At 77.4% G+C, this 17,540-nt stretch carries 19 protein-coding genes and 1 riboswitch; of the genes, 3 read left to right on the top strand and 16 right to left on the bottom strand.

Features of this window, described 5'->3' with window-relative positions; translation table 11 throughout:
* Window positions 1–51 precede the first annotated feature (51 nt).
* The 4 genes from JD79_RS09130 to JD79_RS09115 form a co-directional block, all read right to left on the bottom strand.
* Window positions 52–405, bottom strand: a complete 354-nt coding sequence (locus tag JD79_RS09130) for a VldE C-terminal domain-containing protein (RefSeq protein WP_245899971.1) — start codon at window positions 403–405, stop codon at window positions 52–54.
* Window positions 402–1,154, bottom strand: a complete 753-nt coding sequence (locus JD79_RS24230; protein ID WP_211307914.1) for a transglycosylase family protein — start codon at window positions 1,152–1,154, stop codon at window positions 402–404. The genes JD79_RS09130 and JD79_RS24230 overlap by 4 nt, the downstream gene beginning before the upstream one ends.
* Window positions 1,155–1,158: 4 nt before the next feature.
* Window positions 1,159–1,326: riboswitch (cyclic di-AMP (ydaO/yuaA leader) on the bottom strand.
* Window positions 1,327–1,801: 475 nt separating this feature from the next.
* Window positions 1,802–3,478, bottom strand: a complete 1,677-nt coding sequence (gene menD, locus JD79_RS09120) for a 2-succinyl-5-enolpyruvyl-6-hydroxy-3-cyclohexene-1-carboxylic-acid synthase (protein ID WP_110005261.1) — start codon at window positions 3,476–3,478, stop codon at window positions 1,802–1,804.
* Window positions 3,475–4,434, bottom strand: a complete 960-nt coding sequence (locus JD79_RS09115) for an o-succinylbenzoate synthase (protein ID WP_245899970.1) — start codon at window positions 4,432–4,434, stop codon at window positions 3,475–3,477. Before JD79_RS09115 ends, menD begins: the two co-directional genes overlap by 4 nt.
* Window positions 4,435–4,522: 88 nt before the next feature.
* On the opposite strand from JD79_RS09115, the gene JD79_RS09110 reads away from it, so the two are divergent.
* Both JD79_RS09110 and JD79_RS09105 read left to right on the top strand, forming a co-directional pair.
* Window positions 4,523–5,581, top strand: coding sequence for an AMP-binding protein (locus tag JD79_RS09110; protein ID WP_245899969.1), 1,059 nt, complete (start codon window positions 4,523–4,525; stop codon window positions 5,579–5,581).
* Between the two features lie 76 nt (window positions 5,582–5,657).
* Entirely contained in the window at window positions 5,658–6,530 is an 873-nt protein-coding gene (locus JD79_RS09105) for a 1,4-dihydroxy-2-naphthoate polyprenyltransferase (protein ID WP_110005260.1), read from the top strand.
* A gap of 7 nt (window positions 6,531–6,537) precedes the next feature.
* On the opposite strand, the gene JD79_RS09100 is transcribed toward JD79_RS09105, so the two are convergent.
* Both JD79_RS09100 and JD79_RS09095 read right to left on the bottom strand, forming a co-directional pair.
* Window positions 6,538–6,861, bottom strand: a complete 324-nt coding sequence (locus JD79_RS09100; protein WP_110007573.1) for a DUF4229 domain-containing protein — start codon at window positions 6,859–6,861, stop codon at window positions 6,538–6,540.
* A 29-nt stretch (window positions 6,862–6,890) separates the two neighbouring features.
* A complete protein-coding gene (locus tag JD79_RS09095; protein ID WP_110007572.1) occupies window positions 6,891–7,328 on the bottom strand; it encodes an Lrp/AsnC family transcriptional regulator in 438 nt (145 codons plus the stop codon).
* 108 nt (window positions 7,329–7,436) lie between these two features.
* Here JD79_RS09095 and JD79_RS09090 point away from each other — a divergent pair, with 108 nt between their 5' ends.
* Window positions 7,437–7,643, top strand: coding sequence for a hypothetical protein (locus tag JD79_RS09090; protein WP_110005259.1), 207 nt, complete (start codon window positions 7,437–7,439; stop codon window positions 7,641–7,643).
* Window positions 7,644–7,911: 268 nt separating this feature from the next.
* Here JD79_RS09090 and JD79_RS09080 read toward each other — a convergent pair whose 3' ends face one another.
* The 10 genes from JD79_RS09080 to JD79_RS09035 form a co-directional block, all read right to left on the bottom strand.
* Window positions 7,912–8,247: a hypothetical protein gene (locus tag JD79_RS09080; protein WP_146220417.1), complete on the bottom strand. Its 336-nt coding sequence runs from the start codon at window positions 8,245–8,247 to the stop codon at window positions 7,912–7,914.
* 116 nt (window positions 8,248–8,363) lie between these two features.
* Complete coding sequence (ccsB, locus tag JD79_RS09075; protein WP_110005257.1) at window positions 8,364–9,326, bottom strand: c-type cytochrome biogenesis protein CcsB; 963 nt, start codon at window positions 9,324–9,326, stop codon at window positions 8,364–8,366.
* Window positions 9,323–10,846 carry a cytochrome c biogenesis protein ResB gene (gene resB, locus JD79_RS09070; RefSeq protein WP_245899968.1) on the bottom strand — a complete coding sequence of 508 codons (1,524 nt, stop codon included), beginning with the start codon at window positions 10,844–10,846 and terminating at the stop codon, window positions 9,323–9,325. The genes ccsB and resB overlap by 4 nt, the downstream gene beginning before the upstream one ends.
* Before the next feature lie 109 nt (window positions 10,847–10,955).
* Window positions 10,956–11,804 (bottom strand): cytochrome c biogenesis CcdA family protein, encoded by an 849-nt coding sequence (locus JD79_RS09065; protein ID WP_110005256.1) that lies wholly within the window; start codon window positions 11,802–11,804, stop codon window positions 10,956–10,958.
* Window positions 11,805–12,380, bottom strand: coding sequence for a TlpA family protein disulfide reductase (locus JD79_RS09060; protein ID WP_110005255.1), 576 nt, complete (start codon window positions 12,378–12,380; stop codon window positions 11,805–11,807).
* Window positions 12,377–13,009 (bottom strand): histidine phosphatase family protein, encoded by a 633-nt coding sequence (locus JD79_RS09055; protein WP_110005254.1) that lies wholly within the window; start codon window positions 13,007–13,009, stop codon window positions 12,377–12,379. The genes JD79_RS09060 and JD79_RS09055 overlap by 4 nt, the downstream gene beginning before the upstream one ends.
* Window positions 13,009–14,391, bottom strand: a complete 1,383-nt coding sequence (gene hemL / locus JD79_RS09050) for a glutamate-1-semialdehyde 2,1-aminomutase (RefSeq protein ID WP_110005253.1) — start codon at window positions 14,389–14,391, stop codon at window positions 13,009–13,011. Before hemL ends, JD79_RS09055 begins: the two co-directional genes overlap by 1 nt.
* Window positions 14,388–14,933: a hypothetical protein gene (locus JD79_RS09045; RefSeq protein WP_245899967.1), complete on the bottom strand. Its 546-nt coding sequence runs from the start codon at window positions 14,931–14,933 to the stop codon at window positions 14,388–14,390. The genes hemL and JD79_RS09045 overlap by 4 nt, the downstream gene beginning before the upstream one ends.
* A gap of 10 nt (window positions 14,934–14,943) precedes the next feature.
* Entirely contained in the window at window positions 14,944–15,945 is a 1,002-nt protein-coding gene (gene hemB / locus JD79_RS09040) for a porphobilinogen synthase (RefSeq protein ID WP_110005252.1), read from the bottom strand.
* A complete protein-coding gene (locus JD79_RS09035) occupies window positions 15,942–17,471 on the bottom strand; it encodes a bifunctional uroporphyrinogen-III C-methyltransferase/uroporphyrinogen-III synthase (protein ID WP_110005251.1) in 1,530 nt (509 codons plus the stop codon). The genes hemB and JD79_RS09035 overlap by 4 nt, the downstream gene beginning before the upstream one ends.
* Window positions 17,472–17,540: the final 69 nt, after the last annotated feature.

Here is a 17,540-nt window from a genome sequence, read left to right as displayed (position 1 = left end):
GACGAGGGCCCCGGCCGCGGAGTGCGGTCGGGGCCCTCGTCGGGGCGGGGATCAGCCCGCGTAGTTCACGTGCACGTGGTCGAAGTGGTTCGCGGTCACGCCGCCGCGGTCCTCCATCGCCCGCCAGGCGGCGTCCGGCGAGGTCAGGATCCGCTGCTGCCAGATGACGTACTCGACGCCGAGCTCGGCCCAGTGGTCGATGTGGTACTGGGCGATCGCGTCACCGAGGGCGGCGTCGGACATGACCATGTAGTCCACGGCCAGGCCGGACGGGTGCCCGGCCGGGTCGACCGCGCTGGCGCGGGTGCCGCCGAGGGTGATGTCGGCGGCGCCCGGCACGTTGCTGACGACGGCGTCCGCCGCGGCCTGCGCCGCCGGCTTGAGCGCGCCGGCGGTGTTGGTCACGTGCGCGGTCGCCGACGTCGGCGCGACCTCCGGGGCCGCCTGCGCGATCGGCGGGGTGGCGGCCGGGCCGCGTTGCCGGCGGCGGCGGCGGGCGCGGCGGGCGCCTCGGCCGCCGCGGGGCCTCGGCGGCCGGGCCGCTGACGGCGAGGACCTGGCCCGGGTAGATCCGGTTCGGGTTCGAGCCGATGACGTCGACGTTGCGCTGGTACAGCTCGCGCCAGCTCTGGTCGTGCGCGGCGGCGATCTTGGCGACCGTGTCGCCCCAGCGGACGGTGTAGTCCTCGGTGACGGCCTCGGGCGTCGGCTGCTCGGCGGCGGGGCGGCCGCGGGGCCTCGGCCACGGGAGCGGCCGCGGGCGCCTCGGCGGCGGCCGCGGTCGTGCCGCCGGCCAGGTACTTCCCGCAGGACGGCCACGCGCCGATGCCCTGCCCGGCGAGGACCGCCTCGGCGATCTGCACCTGCTGGGCGGGGGTGGCGAGGTCGGCGCGCGCGGCGAGGTCGGTGCCGCCGAACGCGGCCCAGGTCGACTGGCTGAACTGCAGGCCGCCGTAGTAGCCGTTGCCGGTGTTGATGGCCCAGTTGCCACTGGACTCGCACTGGGCGACGCCGGACCAGTCGTGGCCGGCGGAGGCCGAGGCGGCGGGCGTGCTCAGGACGCCGAGCCCGACGGCCGCGGCGCCGGCCGCGACGGGGGCCTTGGCGATGACGGACTTGGTGCGGACATAGCGGGGTGCGCGGTGCTTGGGCATGAGGATGATCTCCCGATCGCCGCCGGCGAGGTGAGCTGTCGGGTTCGGGCGATCGGTGCCCGGCCGCGGTCCGCGGCTTCACCCCGAGGCGCGCAAGGACAGGCCCCCGTGAGCCGTCGCGCGCCGGAAGTGGGTCCCCCACCCCTGCCCTGGGAGTTGACGTGGGCGACCGGTGGGCAGGGTTTGGCGGACCGGCGCCGCGCTCTCATTTGCTGAGCGCAGCCAAAACGTTACATATGGTCATGTGAACTGTCGTCGTGACGGCGCTCACATCCGGTGTCGCCACGGGGCCCCTGGGGAACCACGTGACGTCGCCGTGACCGGAGGAGGCGGCCGGCGCAGCCGCCCGTGGGATTCCGGAACGCGCTGTTCGCCCCGCGTCGACGGACCGTTCCGTCCGCCGTGGGTCGGCCGCGTCGGGACGGGCCGCGCCCCTCCGCGCGACGCCGTCGTGTGACGCACCCCATGCGCCCCGGCAGCGACCGGCCGCCCGGACGCGGTGCGCGTCGAGCTCGTCGGGCGCGGCGTGGAGACCACCGAGGTCCAGCGGCTCGGCCCCGAGGGAGCCCCGGGCTCGCTCCGCGTTCTCCGCCGACCCCGACGGGAACGCCTGGTCGCTGCAGCAGATGCGGCGCTCCTGACCCCGCTCAGGCCAGCGCGCGGCCCGCGGCCTCGCGGAGGGATCCGGCCAGGTCGGCCTCGGCGCGCTGGTCGGTGCGGACGACGACCACCCGAGGGCCGCCGGACGCCAGGGCGGCCGGCAGCTCGTCCGCCGAGCCGATCGCCGCCGCCTCCCAGCCCATGGCCCGTGCGACGCCGACCAGGTCGCGGCCGTGCGGGGTGCCGAACACCCGCCGGTAGTCGCGGGCGTACGCCGGCCGGCCCGGCTCGAGCTGGGCGAAGATCCCGCCGCCGTCGTTGTCGGGGACCACCACGGTGAGGTCCGGACGCGCCTCGCCGTCGCCGGTGAGCAGCCCCTGCAGGTCGTGCAGGAACGTGAGGTCGCCCATCAGCGCCACCGCCGGGCCGCCGTGCGCCAGGGCCGCCCCCACGGCGGTGGACACCGTGCCGTCGATGCCGGCGACGCCGCGGTTGGCCAGCACGGTCAGGTCCCCGCGCGGCACGGCGAGCCGGTCGACGTCGCGCACCGGCGTCGAGGAGCCGAGCACCAGCAGCGCGCCCGCCGGCAGCGCGGCGACGACGTCGCGGGCCAGCCGGGCGGCGGTCAGGCCCGTCTCGGCCTCGAGGGCGGCGTCGACGGTCGCGCCCACCCGGGCGCCGGCCGCCCGCCAGGCCGCGGCCCAGCCGTCGTCGGCCGGCGGGCCCGACGGCGGCGCGGCGCGGGTGACCAGCGTCGCCGAGCGGCCGGCGTCGGGCCAGCGGGGTGTGGTCACGACGGTCTCCACGCGCACCCGCGGGTCGGCCAGCAGCGCCGACACCGGCCGGGACAGCGTGGGGCGGCCCACGACCACCACGCGCTCGGGCCGGTGGGCGTCGACCCAGTCGGCGACGCCGAGCAGCAACGCCCCGCCGCGGACGGCGCCGTCGGTCCAGGCCCCGCCGCTCGGCTCGGCGACCACCGGCCAGCCGGCCGCGGCGGCGCCGGCGGCCCAGGCGCGCCCGACGGCGGGCGGCCCGTCCCCGGCGACGACGAGCGTGCGCGGCCCCTGCGCGAGGGGCTCGGCCGGCAGCGACGCCGGCGTGCCCGCGGTCCACGGCGCGCCGTCGTCCCGGCCGGCCCACGGGCCCTCCAGCGCGGGCTCGCCGTCGGGCAGCAGCGGGTCGCGCAGGGGCAGGTTCAGCTGCACCGGCCCCGGGTCGCCCGACAGCGCGCCGGTGGCCGCCAGCAGCGCCCGCGACACCACCGAGCGCCAGTACCGGTTCTGCACCGCCTCGCGGCCGGCCTCGGGCACGCCGACGTCGGCCGCCCAGCGCACGGCGTCGCCGTAGAGCCCGGGCTGCTCGATCGTCTGGTTGGCCCCGGTGGCGCGCAGCTCCGGCGGCCGGTCGGCGGTCAGCGCCAGCAGCGGCACCCCGCTGACGTCGGCCTCGAGCACCGCGGCGTGCAGGTGGGCGGTGGCCGTCCCGGAGGTGGTGAGCACCGGCACCGGCCGGCCGGAGGCGCGGGCCAGGCCGACGGCGAGGAAGGACGCCGTCCGCTCGTCGATCCGCACGTGCAGCCGCAGCCGCCCGTCCCGCTCGGCGGCCGCCAGCGCCAGCGCCACCGGTGCCGAGCGCGACCCGGGCGCGACGACGGCGTCGCGGACCCCGCCGCGCACGAGCTCGTCGACCAGCACGCGGGCCAGTGCGGTGGAGGGGTTCACGCGGCGAGCACCGCACCGAGCCGCTGCGCCCACCGCGCGGCCACGTCGTCGGGGGCCGGGACGCCGGCCAGCCGGTCGGGCTCGGGACGGGCCACCGGCAGCGCGCCGTCGACGGGCAGCAGCGGGGCGCCGGTGACGTCGCCGTCGAGCAGCGCGACCGTGGCCAGGCCGCAGGCGAAGGGGAGCTCCGGCAGCGCGGCGGCCAGCGCCACGCCCGCGGCGATGCCCACCGAGGACTCCAGCGCCGACGACACCACGCACGGCAGGCCGTGCGCCTCGGCCACCCGCAGCGCCGCGCGCACCCCGCCCAGCGGCTGCACCTTGAGGACGACGACGTCACCGGCCTCCCGCAGGTCGACGCCGAGCGGGTCGCCGGCGCCGCGCACGCCCTCGTCCACGGCGATCCGGACGTCGACGCGGCGGCGCAGCACGGCGAGCTCGGCCAGGGTGGCGCAGGGCTGCTCGACGTACTCCAGGCCCACCCGGTCCAGCTCCCGGATCCGCGCGACCGCGGTGTCGACGTCCCAGGCGGCGTTGGCGTCCACCCGGACCGCTCCGGCGGGGCCGAGGGCGTCGCGGACGGCCTCCACGCGGGCCCGGTCGTCGGCGGCGGTCTGGCCCGGCTCGGCGACCTTGACCTTCGCCGTGCGGCAGCCCGACGCCGTCACGATCGCGTGCGCGCGGTCGGCGTCCACGGCGGGGACGGTCACGTTGACCGGCACGGACGAGCGCACCGGCGCGGGCCAGCCCTCGAGGGCCGCCTCCGCCGCGGCCGCCCACCAGCGCCGGCTCTCGGTCACGCCGTAGTCCCAGAACGGGGAGAACTCGCCCCAGCCGGCCGGGCCGCGCACCAGCACGCCGTCGCGGACGTCGATGCCGCGGAAGCGCGTGCGCATCGGCACCGACCACACCGCCACCCGGTCGATCCCCGCGGGGAGGCCGGCGACGGTGATCACGCCCGCCAGCGTATGGCCCGCCTGCAGGGGCCCGCCGCGAGCCTGCGAGCGGCGGGGGCAGGAGGTCCTTTCGGTAGCCTGGTCCGACGTGCCCCGGCAGCTGACCGTCCTCCCCGCGCCGGACACCCCCGACACCCTGCTCGGCACGGTGCTGCCCGCCGTCCGCGCCGCCCTCGACGGCGCCGCGCCGCTGGCCGTCCTCCCGTCCGGACCGCCCGCCGCCGCGGCCCGCGGGGTCCTCGCGCCGGACGAGCCGCTCGAGGAGGGCGCCGACCTCGTCGTCGTCACCTCCGGGTCGACCGGCGGCGGGCGGGGGGTGCTCCTCCCGGCGTCGGCACTGGCCGCCTCGGCCGCGGCCACGCACCACCGGCTCGGCGGGCCGGGCGCCTGGCTGCTGACCCTCCCGGTGTCGGCGATCGCCGGGCTGCAGGTGCTGGTCCGGTCCGTCCTCGGCGGCACCGTCCCGACCGTGCCCGCACCCGGCGAGGACCTGGCCGCCGCGGTCGCGCGGATGCCCGCCGGCCGCCGCTACACCGCGCTGGTCCCCACGCAGCTGCGCCGCCACCTCGGTTCGGCGACCGCCGCGCTGCGCGCGTTCGACGTCGTCCTCGTGGGCGGCGCGGCGACCGACCCGGCCCTCCTGGCGCGGGCGCGCGAGGCCGGTGTCGCGGTCGTGACCACCTACGGCATGACCGAGACCGCCGGCGGCTGCGTCTACGACGGCGTCCCCCTCGAGGGCGTGCGGGTGCGCGTGGACGGGCAGGGCATCGCGCTCGCCGGCCCGGTGCTGGCGCTCGGCTACCGGCGCGACCCCGACGGCACGGCCGCCGCCTTCACCGGCGGGGAGTTCCGCACCCGCGACGCCGGCACCGTCGGCCCCGACGGGCGGCTGACCGTCCTCGGCCGGCTCGACGACGTCGTGGTGACCGGCGGGGTGAACGTCGCCCCGCAGGCGGTCGAGGGCGCGCTGCGCGAGCACCCGTCCGTCGCCGACGCCGTGGTCTTCGGCCGGCCCGACGACGAGTGGGGCAGCGGGTGGTCGCCGCCGTCGTCGCGGCACCCGGCGCCGCGCCCGACCTCGCGGCGCTGCGGCCGTGGGTGTCCGACCGGCTGGGCGGCCCGTCCGCGCCGCGCGAGCTGCACCTGATCGAGGCGGTGCCCACGCTGCACACCGGCAAGCCCGACCGCCGCGGCGTCGCCGCCCGGCTCGGCGGGACGCGCTAGTGGCCACCCCCGCGCAGTGGGTCGCCGGCGCCCGGCCCCGCACCCTGCCCGCGGCCCTCGCGCCGGTGCTCGTGGGCACCGGCGCGGCGGCCGCGCTCGGCGGGTTCCGGCCCGGGCCCGCGGTGCTGGCGCTGCTGGTCGCGCTCGCGCTGCAGGTGGCGGTCAACTACGCCAACGACCACTCCGACGGCAAGCGCGGCACCGACGCCGACCGGGTCGGGCCGATGCGGCTGGTCGGCTCGGGCGCGGCCTCGGCCCGGGCGGTCCTGCTCGCGGCGCTGCTGGCCTTCGCCGTCGCGGCGGTCGCGGGGCTCGTGCTCGCGGCGCTGTCGAGCTGGTGGCTGGTCGCCGTCGGCGCGGTGTGCATCGCCGCCGCCTGGACCTACACCGGCGGGCCGCTGCCCTACGGCTACCGGGCGCTGGGCGAGGTGTTCGTCTTCGTCTTCTTCGGCCTGGTCGCCGTCGCCGGGACGACGTTCGTGCAGACCGGCCGGGTCGAGGGACTGGCGCTGGCCGCCGCCGTGCCGATCGGGCTGCTGTCGACGGCGCTGCTGGTGGTCAACAACCTGCGCGACGTCGAGGGCGACGCCCGGGTGGGCAAGCGCACGCTCGCGGTGCTGCTCGGCGACCGCGCCACCCGGCTGTGCTACGTCGGGCTGCTCGCCGCCGCCTTCGCCGTCGTCGTGGCGATCGGGATCGGGCGGCCGGAGGCGCTGCTCGCGCTGGTCGCCGTGCCGCTGGCGGTGCCGCCGTCGCGGGTGGTGCTCTCCGGCGGCCGCGGGCCGGCGCTGATCGCCGCGCTGCAGGCCACCGGGCTGCTCACCCTCGCCACCGGCGTGCTGCTCGGCGCGGGGCTGGCCCTGTCGGGCTGAGCGGAGCTCAGGCGGCCCCGTCGCCCGTGGTGTCGCCCGACAGGCGGGCGCGCAGCTCCTCCTTGCGGGTGCGACGGGCGAGGCTGCGGGCGGCCAGGCCCTCGGTCAGCCGGTCGCGCACCGGGCGCAGCAGGACCAGCGCCACCGGCATCGACAGCAGCAGGCCGAACAGCAGCGCCGGGAAGCCGGGCAGGCCGACCAGCCAGATGAGCGCGATGAGGGCGACGGCGATGACCAGCCGGCCCAGCGTGTAGGCGAGCAGCCACGGCAGGATCCGCGGCGGCGTCGCGGGGCCGCCGGTGGGCGCGCCCGGGGTGGTGCTCTGGGCCATGCTGCTGTCCTCCTGCGTGCGGTCGGGCGTCATCCCGTCCGGCCCTCCCACTTGGTGGAGAGCACGACGGTCGTGCGGGTGCGGGCGACGCCCTCGATCCTGTTCAACGCGTTGATGGCGGCCTCCAGTGCCGGGATGTCGGTCACCCGGACCTTGAGGACGTAGCCCTCGCTGCCGGCGACCCGCCAGCAGTCCTCCACCTCGGGCATCTGCCGCAGCGCGGCCTCGACGCCGGTGTCGTCGACGGCGTCGCTCTCGATCACGCCGACCAGCGCGGTCACGTCCAGCCCGAGGGCGGCCGGGTCGACGACGGCGCGGTAGCCGGTGACGACCCCGGAGGCCTCCAGCTTGCCGACGCGCTCGTGCACCGCCGGCGCGGAGAGCCCGACCTGCCGGGCGAGCTCGGCGTAGCTGGCGCGGCCGTTGGCGCGCAGCAGGTCGATCAGCTGCCGGTCGACGGCGTCGATGGGGGCGCTCCGTCCTGGTCGTGGGCGGATCCGGTCGCGGCCCGCTCCCCGAGTATCCCCGCGCTCGTACCCTGGACGGGAGGGACGTGGTCGAGGAGGGGGAGCCGGGTGCCGGTCGTGCTGCTGGTGGTGGCGTTGGTCGTGGTCGTCCTCGTCGTGCGGGCGACCGCCGTCGCCGGGCGCGGGCTGCGCGCGCCGCGGCCGGCGAGCCGCCCGAGGCCCGCGGATCCGGTCCGCCCGGTGGCGCCCGACGACGATCCCGAGTTCCTCCGCGAGCTCGCCCGCCGCGTGCGCCGAGACGACTCCCCCGCCTAGCGCGCAGCCTGCCGGGCGGCCCCGCTGCAGGGTCCCGCCCCCAGCGTGCGACGAGCTGGGCGGGCGGCCCCGCTGCAGGGTCCCGCCCCGAGCCTGCGACGAGCTGGGCGGGCGGCCCCGCTGCAGGGTCCCGCCCCGAGCCTGCGACGAGCTGGGCGGGCGGCCCCGCTGCAGGGTCCCGCCCGAGCCTGCGACGAGCTGGGCGGGCGGCCCCGCTGCAGGGTCCCGCCCCGAGCGTGCGAGGGGTGGGGGGCAGCGGGGTCCTTCCTCAGGCGGCGGTGCCGCCGAAGAGACGGCGCCAGCCGCGCGGCCCGGGCGGCTCGGGCTCGCCGCCGGCTCCCGTGCCCGGCACGGCCGGGACGGCCGCCATGCGTGCGGTCGCGTCGGTCCCGGGCTCCTCGTCGGCCGGGGCCCGGTCGGTGGAGCCGGGCCAGCCGAGCCCGCCGCCGGTGGTGGTGTCCCCGGGCCAGCCCAGGTCACCCTCGGTCCCCTGCGCGGTCCCGGGCGCGTGCCGGGTGGCCGGCGTCCCGTCGGGCTGGGACGCCAGCGCGGCGGCCACGATCGGGTCGGTCCCGGCTCCGTCGGAGGCTGTGTGCCTACCCACGGCGGCCCCCCGCACGAGCAGTCATGCGCACATCGGAACACGGGCCGGCGGGAACCCGCCCCCGTCCACCCTCACCCGAGTGACACGCGAGGCGGGTGGGACGAACGCGTCGGGAGTCAGGTGACACCGCCGTAGCTGTGCAGCCCCGAGGACACCATGTTCACGTAGAGCAGGTTGAAGACCATCACGCCGAGGCCCACCACGTTGACCCACGCCGCGGGGCGCCCGCGCCAGCCCGCCGTCGTCCGGGCGTGCAGGTAGGCGGCGTAGACCACCCACGCGATGAAGGCCCAGGTCTCCTTGGGGTCCCAGCCCCAGAAGCGGCCCCAGGCGCTCTCGGCCCAGATGGCGCCGGCGATGACGGCGAAGGTCCAGATCGGGAAGCCGAAGACGGCGGTGCGGTGCGCGACGCGGTCCAGCGTGGCGGCCGAGGGGATCCGGGCGACCAGCCGCGACGACGACGCGTCGCCGCCACGGGCCTCGAACCGGCTGCGGACCAGGTAGAGCACGCTGGCGATGCCGCTGACGAAGAAGACGCCGAAGCCGAGGATCGCCGTCGTCACGTGCACGGCCAGCCAGCTCGAGCGCAGCGCCGCCACCAGCGGGGCGCCCTCGACGTAGAGGAACAGCCCGATGGCCACCAGGCTGACCACGACCGGCGCCAGGACGAACAGCCCGAGGTGCCGCAGGCCCGGCGAGCGGACGGCGAGCACGACGAAGGCCACGACGGCGACCAGCACGACCGCGGTGGCGAACTCGTACATGTTGCCCCAGGGCAACCGGTCCAGGGCCAGCCCGCGGGTGACGAGGACCCCGGTGTGGGTGAGCGCGCCGAGGACGGTGAGCAGCATGGCCACCTGGCCCCAGCGGCGCACCGCCGGCGGGTCGGCGGGGACGCCGTCCGCCGTCACGGGGGGCAGCCCGTCGGCCGGGGCACCGGCGCCGACCAGCGCGCGGGCGGGCGCCGGACGGCGGCCGAAGGCCAGCTGGGCGGCGAACGCGACGACGGCCAGGGAGTACAGGCCGACGCTGGTCGAGAACAGGGTGTCCGACAGTCCGGACAGCTGGTCGGCGGTCACGCGGGTGTGCCTCCGGTCGGGGGTGCGGCACGGGCGGCCAGGGCCGTCCGCAGGTCGTCGGTGAGCGCCGTGAAGCGCGGTGCGCTGTCGCCGCTGCCGCGGGTCAGGGCGGCGACCTCCAGGACGGTACCGCCGTCCCCGGGCCGGTCGGCGGCGCGGGCGAAGACCCGCTCCCGGCGCAGCAGCAGCATGCCGAGCAGGCCGGCGAGCACGGCGATCGCCGCGGCGAGCACCCACACCTGTCCCGGGTCGTGCGAGAACTGCAGGGCGGCGAACTCCTTGTAGCCGGTGAAGGTCACCGTCGTCCCGTCGGGGAGGGTCAGCGACTCCCCGACCGACAGGTTGCTCCGGCCCACCTCGGTGAGCCGGCCGCGCTCGATCTGCGAGGCGTCGAGCGAGTACACCGACTGCGGCAGGCCGGAGTCCAGGCCGAGGTAGCCCTGGTAGGCCACGACCGCCACCTGCGGTGCCAGCGGCCGCGGGTCGATCGAGGTCAGGATGCCGCCCTGCGTCAGCCCGGTGGGCGCGAAGAAGCCCTGCAGCGCGAACTGGTCGTCGGTGCCGGCGCCGAGGTCGGGGAGCTTGAGCGCGCCCTCGCTGGCGAGGGTGCGCTGGTCGGTGGGCAGGAAGGGCGCCGAGACGTCGTCGATGCGGAAGCCGTCGGGCCGGGTGACGGTGAACGTCGGGCTGAACCCGTGGCCGGTGACGTAGACGCGGTCGCCGTCGACGCGCAGCGGGTCGTTGACGCCGATCGTCGTGGGCCGGCCGTCCTCGCCGGGGGCGCCGTAGGTGATGTCCGCGGTGAAGGAGGACGCGGTGAGGTCCTCCTCGTACTCGGCGCGGAAGTCGCCGAGGCCGACGCAGATCGGCGTGAGGTCGCTGCCCTCGACGAGCGCGCCGGAGGAGTACGTGTCGTACTGCTGGAAGGAGTTGCAGAACCGCTGGCCCTCGGTGACCAGGATGCTGCCCTCGTAGCCCCAGAGCTTGCCGCCGGCCAGCGCCAGCAGGAGGCCGACCAGCGCCAGGTGGAAGACCAGGTTGCCGGTCTCCTTGAGCGCGCCCTTCTCGGCCGACAGCTCCGCGGTCGTGCCGCTGGACCCGGCGGAGGAGGACAGGGCCCGCTCGCGCCGGACGACGCGGTAGCGGCGCACGCGCAGCTCCTCCTCGACCGTGTCGAGAGCGGCTGCGGCCGGCAGCGCGGTGGCCAGCTCCGCGGAGTCGGGCAGCCGGGTCAGCCGGCGCGGGGCCGGCGGCGGTGCGGTGCGCAGCGCGCGGGCGTGCTCGAGGGCGCGCGGCAGCACGCAGCCGATGAGGGAGACGAACAGCAGCAGGTAGACCGCGGCGAACCACGGCGAGCTGAAGACGTCGAAGAGGTACAGCCGGTCGAGCAGCGGCGCGAGCGTCGGGTGGTCGGTGAAGTACTGGGCGACGTTGCTCTGCGACAGCGAGCGCTGCGGCAGCAGCGACCCGGGGATGGCGGCCAGCGCGAGCAGGAACAGCAGGACGATCGCCGTCCGCATCGCGGTGAGCCGCCGCCACTGGCGCAGCAGGAACGCGCCGGTGCGGCGCAGTCCGGACGGGCGGGCCGGCGGCGGGGGCGCCGCGGGGGACGCGGCGGGGCCGTGGTCGTCACAGCGGGGCCGCCTCCCCCAGGCCGGTGACGGCCAGCCAGGACCGCAGCCAGGCCATCATCTCGGTCCAGGCGCCGGTGACCAGGAGCAGGCCGACGACGACGAGCACCGCGCCGCCGAAGCGGGTGACGCCCCGGGCGTGCCGGCGCAGGAACGCCGTCGCCCCGACCGCCCAGCGCGCGCCGAGCGCGACGAGCACGAACGGCACGCCCAGGCCCAGGCAGTAGGCGACCGACAGCAGCGCGCCGCGGCCGGCGGTCGCCTCGGTGTAGGCGAGGGAGTAGACCGCCGACAGGGTCGGGCCCAGGCACGGCGTCCAGCCGAGGCCGAAGACGACGCCGAGCAGCGGGGCGCCGGCCAGCCCGGCCGCGGGCCGCACCGACAGCCGCGCGGTGCGCTGCAGGAACGGCAGCCAGCCGAGGAAGCCCAGCCCGACCACGATGACGACCGCGCCCATGACCCGGGTGATGACGTCGTCGTACTGGACGAGCAGCCGGCCCAGCCCGCCGAAGGCGGCGCCGGCGGCGACGAAGACGGCGGTGAAGCCGAGGACGAACAGCAGCGCGCCGAGCACCATCCGCCCGCGCGGGGTGCGCTCGTCGGTGCGGACGGCGGTGGCGGTGGCGGTGCCGGTGGCAGTGCCGGTGGTGCCGGCGCCCCCGCCGGCCGGGGCGGGCGCGGCCGCGGTGCGGGCGCCGCTGCCCACCAGCCCGGTGACGTAGGACAGGTAGCCGGGCACGAGCGGCAGCACGCAGGGCGAGGCGAAGCTGACCAGCCCGGCCAGCGCGGCGACCGCGGCGGCCACCAGCAGCGGGCCGTCGGCCACCAGGTCCCCGATGCCGTCCACTCAGCCCTCCCCGAGCAGCAGGTCGAGGACGGCGCGCAGGTCGTCCTGCGTCACCTCGCCGGTGTAGACGGCGGCCACCCGGCCCTCGCGGTCGAGCACGATGGTGGACGGGATCGCGTTGGCCGGGTAGTCCCGGAACGCCAGCGCGACCTCGCCGGCGGGGTCGTAGAGCGAGGGGAACTCGATGCCCTGGGTGTCGACGAAGGCCTGCCCGAACTGCTCGTCGGGCTCCTTGACGTTCAGCCCCAGGAACGCCACGCCCTCGTCGCGGACCTCGGCGTAGACCTCCTGGAACTGCGGCGTCTCCACCCGGCAGGGCGCGCACCAGGAGCCCCAGAAGTTGAGGACGGCGACCTGCCCGGCGAGCTCGTCGGACGTCCAGTCGCCGCCGCCGAGCAGCGTGCCGCCGAACTCCGGCGCGGAGTCGCGGTCGGCCTCGGGGATCACCTCGCCGTCGGGGGTGGCCGCGACGAAGCGGAACTGCCCGCCGTTGCTGACGTCGACGGCGTCCGCGCCGGTGCTGCAGCCGGTGAGCAGGGCGGCCGACGCGAGGACGGCGGGGAGGGTGCGCCTCATGCGCCGGGCACCGCGTCGGGGTCGGTGGCACCGGCGGGCTCGGCGTAGCCGATGTGCGCGACGCGGTCGCCCTCGTAGGTCACCGAGGTGACGCTGGCCAGCCCGCACTGCCGCCGTCGCGGGTCGTGCGCGTACCGCCTGCCCTCGAGGTGCAGCCGCAGGGTCCAGATCGGCAGCTGGTGGCTCACGCAGACCGCCGCGCTGCCGCGGGCGGCGTCGCGGGCGGCCTCGACGGCCATCAGCATCCGCGCGGCGATCTCCACGTAGGGCTCGCCCCACGACGGCCGGACGGGGTTGCGCAGCTTCCACCAGTCCCGCGGACGGCGGGCGACCCCGGCACCGCCGCCGACCCTCGTGCCCTCGAAGGCGTTGCCGGCCTCGATGAGCCGCTCGTCGACCGCGACCGGCAGGTCCAGCGCCTCGGCGATCGGCGCGGCGGTCTGCCGGGCGCGCTCGAGCGGGCTGGACACCAGGTACGTGACGTCGCGCCCGGTGAACCACTCCGCGGCGCGGCGGGCCATGCCCTCACCGGCCTCGGACAGCCGGAAGCCCGGCAGCCGGCCGTAGAGCACGCCGGTGGGGTTGAACACCTCCCCGTGCCGGAGGAGGTGGACGACGGTCGTCTCCATCAGGGCTGCAGCTCCTGGGCGTCCTTCGCGTCCTCGTCGGAGGGGGCGTCGGCGGGGTCGGCGGCCGCGGCGGCGCGGGCGGCGGCCGGCAGCGCGTCCAGCACCCGCTCCACGGCCTCGTCGTCGAGCGCGGCGCTGACGAACCAGGACTCGAACGCCGACGGCGGGAGGTAGACCCCGCGGGCGAGCATCTCGTGGAAGAAGGCGCGGTGGGCCGCGGTGTCCTGGGTGCGGGCGCCGTCGTAGTCGACCACCTGGCGCTCGTCGGGGACGAAGAAGACCGAGAACATCGAGCCGGCCTGCTGCACCCGGTGGGGGACGCCCGCGGCGAACAGGGCCGCGCTGGCCGCGCCGCGCAGGGTGACCGCGACCTGGTCGCAGCGCGCGTAGACGTCGTCGGTGCACAGCCGCAGCGTCGTCAGGCCCGCGGCGACCGCGACCGGGTTCCCCGACAGCGTGCCGGCCTGGTACACCGGGCCGGTCGGGGCGAGCTGGTCCATGAGGTCGGCGCGGCCGCCGAACGCCGCGGCCGGCAGCCCCCCGCCCATGACCTTGCCGAAGGTCATCAGGTCGGCGTCGACGGGGTCGAGGCCGTACCAGCCCGAGCGGGACACCCGGAAGCCGGTCATGACCTCGTCGAGCAGGAGCAGCGCGCCGTGCTCGGCGGTGATCCGGCGCAGCGCGGCGTTGAAGCCGTCCCGCGGCGGGACGACGCCCATGTTGCCGGGCGCGGCCTCGCTGACGACGACGGCGACGTCGGACCCGCGCTCGGCGAAGACGGCCTCCACCGCGGCGACGTCGTTGTAGGGCAGCACGATCGTGTCGGCGGCCGCGCCGGTGGTGACGCCGGGGGTGTCGGGCAGGCCGAGGGTGGCGACGCCGGAGCCGGCCGAGGCCAGCAGCGCGTCGACGTGACCGTGGTAGCAGCCGGCGAACTTGACCACCAGCGGCCGGCCGGTGGCGCCGCGGGCCAGCCGCACCGCCGAGAGCACCGCCTCGGTGCCGGAGTTGACCAGCCGGACCCGCTCCACCGGGGCGACGCGGTCGACGATCTCCTGCGCGAGGTCCAGCTCGCCCTCGGTGGGCGCGCCGAAGGAGAAGCCCCGGCGCGCGGCGGCGGTGACCGCCTCGACGACGGCCGGGTGGGCGTGACCCAGGATCATCGGCCCCCACGAGGCGACCAGGTCCACGTAGCGGCGGCCGTCGGCGTCGGTGAGCCAGGCGCCCTGCCCCTGCGCCATGAACCGCGGGGTGCCGCCGACGGCGCGGAAGGCCCGCACGGGCGAGTTCACCCCGCCGGGGATCACGCGCTGCGCGCGGGCGAAGAGGTCGGCGGAGACGGGCGCCGCGGAGTCGTACCGCGTCGTGTCCAGCGAGGTCACGGCCCCAGTGTCCCCCTGCTCCCCGGGCGGCCGTCGGGGGTGTCGGGTCCCGCGCCCTGTGACGCTCCGCTCTCCGGCACGGCGCTGGCCGACACGGCGGCCAGCAGCGCGGAGGACAGCGCGGCGGGGTCGCGGGTGGGCACGAGCACGGTGCGGCCGTCGGTGAGCCGCAGCGGCAGCCCGGTGCGCCCGCGGGGCACCGACCAGCCGCCGCCGAGGACGGGGGCGCCGGCGTCGACACCCGCCGTCCCCTCGCGGACCGCCCGCAGGTGGGCGGCGTCGACCTCGGCCAGCGGCACCCGCTCGCGGCCCACGGACAGGGCGGCGTCGGGACCGGCGCCGGCGACCCGCACCGTCCACACCCGGCGGCCGGCGAGGCAGACGGAGCCCACGGTGCCCAGCACCGCGGCCACGGCGAGGACCCAGCCCAGCGGCGGCACGTCGGGCCCGGGCAGGACGACGTCCAGGGCGACGAGGAGCCCGAGGACCCCGGCGACCAGCCACAGCGGCCGCCAGGAGCCCCCGGGCTCGACGTAGGTCATCGGCGCCCGGTCACCGGCGCAGCAGGCGCGCGGCCTCGACGGCCCAGTAGGTGAGGACCTGGCCGGCCCCCGCGCGGCGGATGGCGGTGAGCGTCTCGAGGATGGCCCGCTCCCGGTCGATCCAGCCGTTGGCCGCGGCCGCCTCGACCATCGCGTACTCGCCGCTGACCTGGTAGGCGCTGACCGGGACGTCGACGGCGTCGGCGACCCGGGCGACGACGTCGAGGTAGGGCAGCGCCGGCTTGACCATGACGGCGTCGGCGCCCTCGGCGAGGTCCTGGCGCACCTCGCGCAGCGCCTCGTCGGCGTTGGGCGGGTCCATCTGGTAGGTCGAGCGGTCGCCGAACTGCGGCGCGCCCTCGGCCGCCTCGCGGAAGGGCCCGTAGAAGCCCGAGGCGTACTTCGCGGCGTAGGCGAGGATCGGCGTCTCGCTGAACGCGCGGGAGTCCAGCGCCCGGCGGATCGCCGCCACCTGCCCGTCCATCATCCCGCTGGGCGCGATGACGTGGGCGCCGGCCTGCGCCTGGGCGATGGCCACGGCGGCGTAGCGGTCCAGCGTCGGGTCGTTGTCCACGACGCCGGCCGGCGTGACCACCCCGCAGTGCCCGTGGTCGGTGTACTCGCACAGGCACAGGTCGGCGATGAGCACCAGCTCGTCGCCGAGGTCGTCCCGCAGCCGCTGCAGCGCCACGTTGACGATCCCGTCGGCGGCGTCGGCCTGCGAGCCCACGGCGTCCTTCTCCGACGGGATGCCGAACAGGACGAGCCCGCCGATGCCGGCCTCGGCCGCCTCGTGCGCGGCCTTCCGCAGCGAGTCCGGCGTGTGCTGGACGACGCCGGGCATGGACCCGATCGGCACCGGCTCGGAGATGCCCTCCTTGACGAACACCGGCAGCACCAGGTCGGCCGGGGCCACCCGGGTCTGCGCGGTGAGCCGCCGCAGCGCGGGCGTCGACCGCAGTCGCCGCCCGCGCGCGAAGCCCGGGTTCGCGCCGCCCTGCGGGGCGGTCACTCGCCCTCACCCTCCCGCTGCGCCTCGGCGTAGGCGGCCAGCGCGTCGACCAGCGGCACGGCCGCGGCGGCCTCGGGCTGCACGTCGACGCGCAGGCCGAACTCCTGCGCGGTGGCCGCGGTGGCGGGGCCGATCACGGCGACGACGGTCTTCGCGTGCGGCTTGCCGGCGATGCCGACGAGGTTGCGCACGGTGCTCGACGAGGTGAAGCACACCGCGTCGAAGCCGCCGCCCTTGATCGCCTCGCGGACGGCGGCGGCCGGCGGGGCGGCGCGCACCGTGCGGTAGGCGGTCACGTCGTCGACCTCCCAGCCGCGCTCCTTGAGGCCCGCGGTGAGGGTCTCGGTGGCGATGTCGGCGCGGGGCAGCAGCACCCGGTCGATCGGGTCGAGGACGTCGTCGTACTCCGGGAAGTCGGCCAGCAGGCCCTCGCTGGACTGCTGCCCGGTGGGCACCAGCTCCGGCACGATGCCGAACGCGCGGACCGCCTCGGCGGTCTGCTCGCCGACGCAGGCGACCTTCACGCCGGCGAAGGCACGGGCGTCGAGGCCCAGCTCGGTGAACTTCTCCCGGACCGCGCGCACCGCGTTGGCCGAGGTGAACACGATCCAGCCGTAACGGCCGGTGACCAGGCCCTTGATGGCGCGGTCCATCTGCGCGGGGCTGCGCGGCGGCTCGACGGCGATCGTCGGCACCTCGACCGGCACCGCGCCGTAGGCCCGCAGCCGGTCGCTCATCTCGCCGGCCTGGTCCTTGGTGCGCGGCACGAGCACCCGCCAGCCGAACAGCGGCCGGCTCTCCCACCAGGAGAGCTTGCCGCGCTTGTCGACGACCGAGCCGACCGTGGCCACGACCGGGCCGCTGACGGCGTCGAGTCCGGCGGTCTTCTCCGCCACGGCCGAGAGCTTCGCGACGACGCTCTTCTGCCCGGTGCCCGAGCCGCCGGTGGTGACGACGACCGGCGTGCTGCCGGACAGGCCGCCCTCGACCAGCCGCGCGGCGGCGTCGGGCAGCTGCTCGGCACCGCCCTGCAGCACCACCGGGGCCTCCAGGGCCTTGGCGGCCGCGGCCAGCGCCGGGAGGTCGGTACCGCCGTCGCGCAGGTCCGCGGTCAGCGAGGTGCCGCCGAGCGCGACGCCGGCGAAGGCCGGGACGGCGGTCGACGGGGCGACGCCGGGGACGACGTCGAAGGGCACCGAGGTGCGGCCGACGGCGAACACCTCCTTGACCGCGGCGTCGGAGGTGAACGGGTCACCGGCGACCAGCCGGACGACGACGTCGCCGTTCTTGGCGGCCGTGACGGCGCCCTTGGCGACGTCGGCCGGCTCGCCGGAGACGACCGTCGGCTCGACGCCGGGGCGGCTCTCGCGGACGGCGTCGAGGAGGGCGGCGGGGACGTCGGGGTCGACGAGCAGCGCCGAGGCCTCGGCGATCGCCGCCGTGGCCCGGGCGGTGAGCATCCCGGGGTCGCCGGGGCCGGCGCCGACGAAGACGACGCGGCCGGGGGTCTTGCGGAAGCGCGTCATCACGAGCTCCTGGTCCTTGTTGGTGTCGTGGCCCTGGGGAGGGCGTGGGCGGGGGTCCGGGGAGCCGGG

Origin of the sequence: Geodermatophilus normandii (assembly GCF_003182485.1) — a bacterium.
Taxonomy (GTDB): Bacteria; Actinomycetota; Actinomycetes; order Mycobacteriales; family Geodermatophilaceae; genus Geodermatophilus; species Geodermatophilus normandii.
The sequence above is the reverse complement of the archived record's forward strand: the minus strand, read 5'-3'. Positions and strand labels throughout refer to the sequence as shown.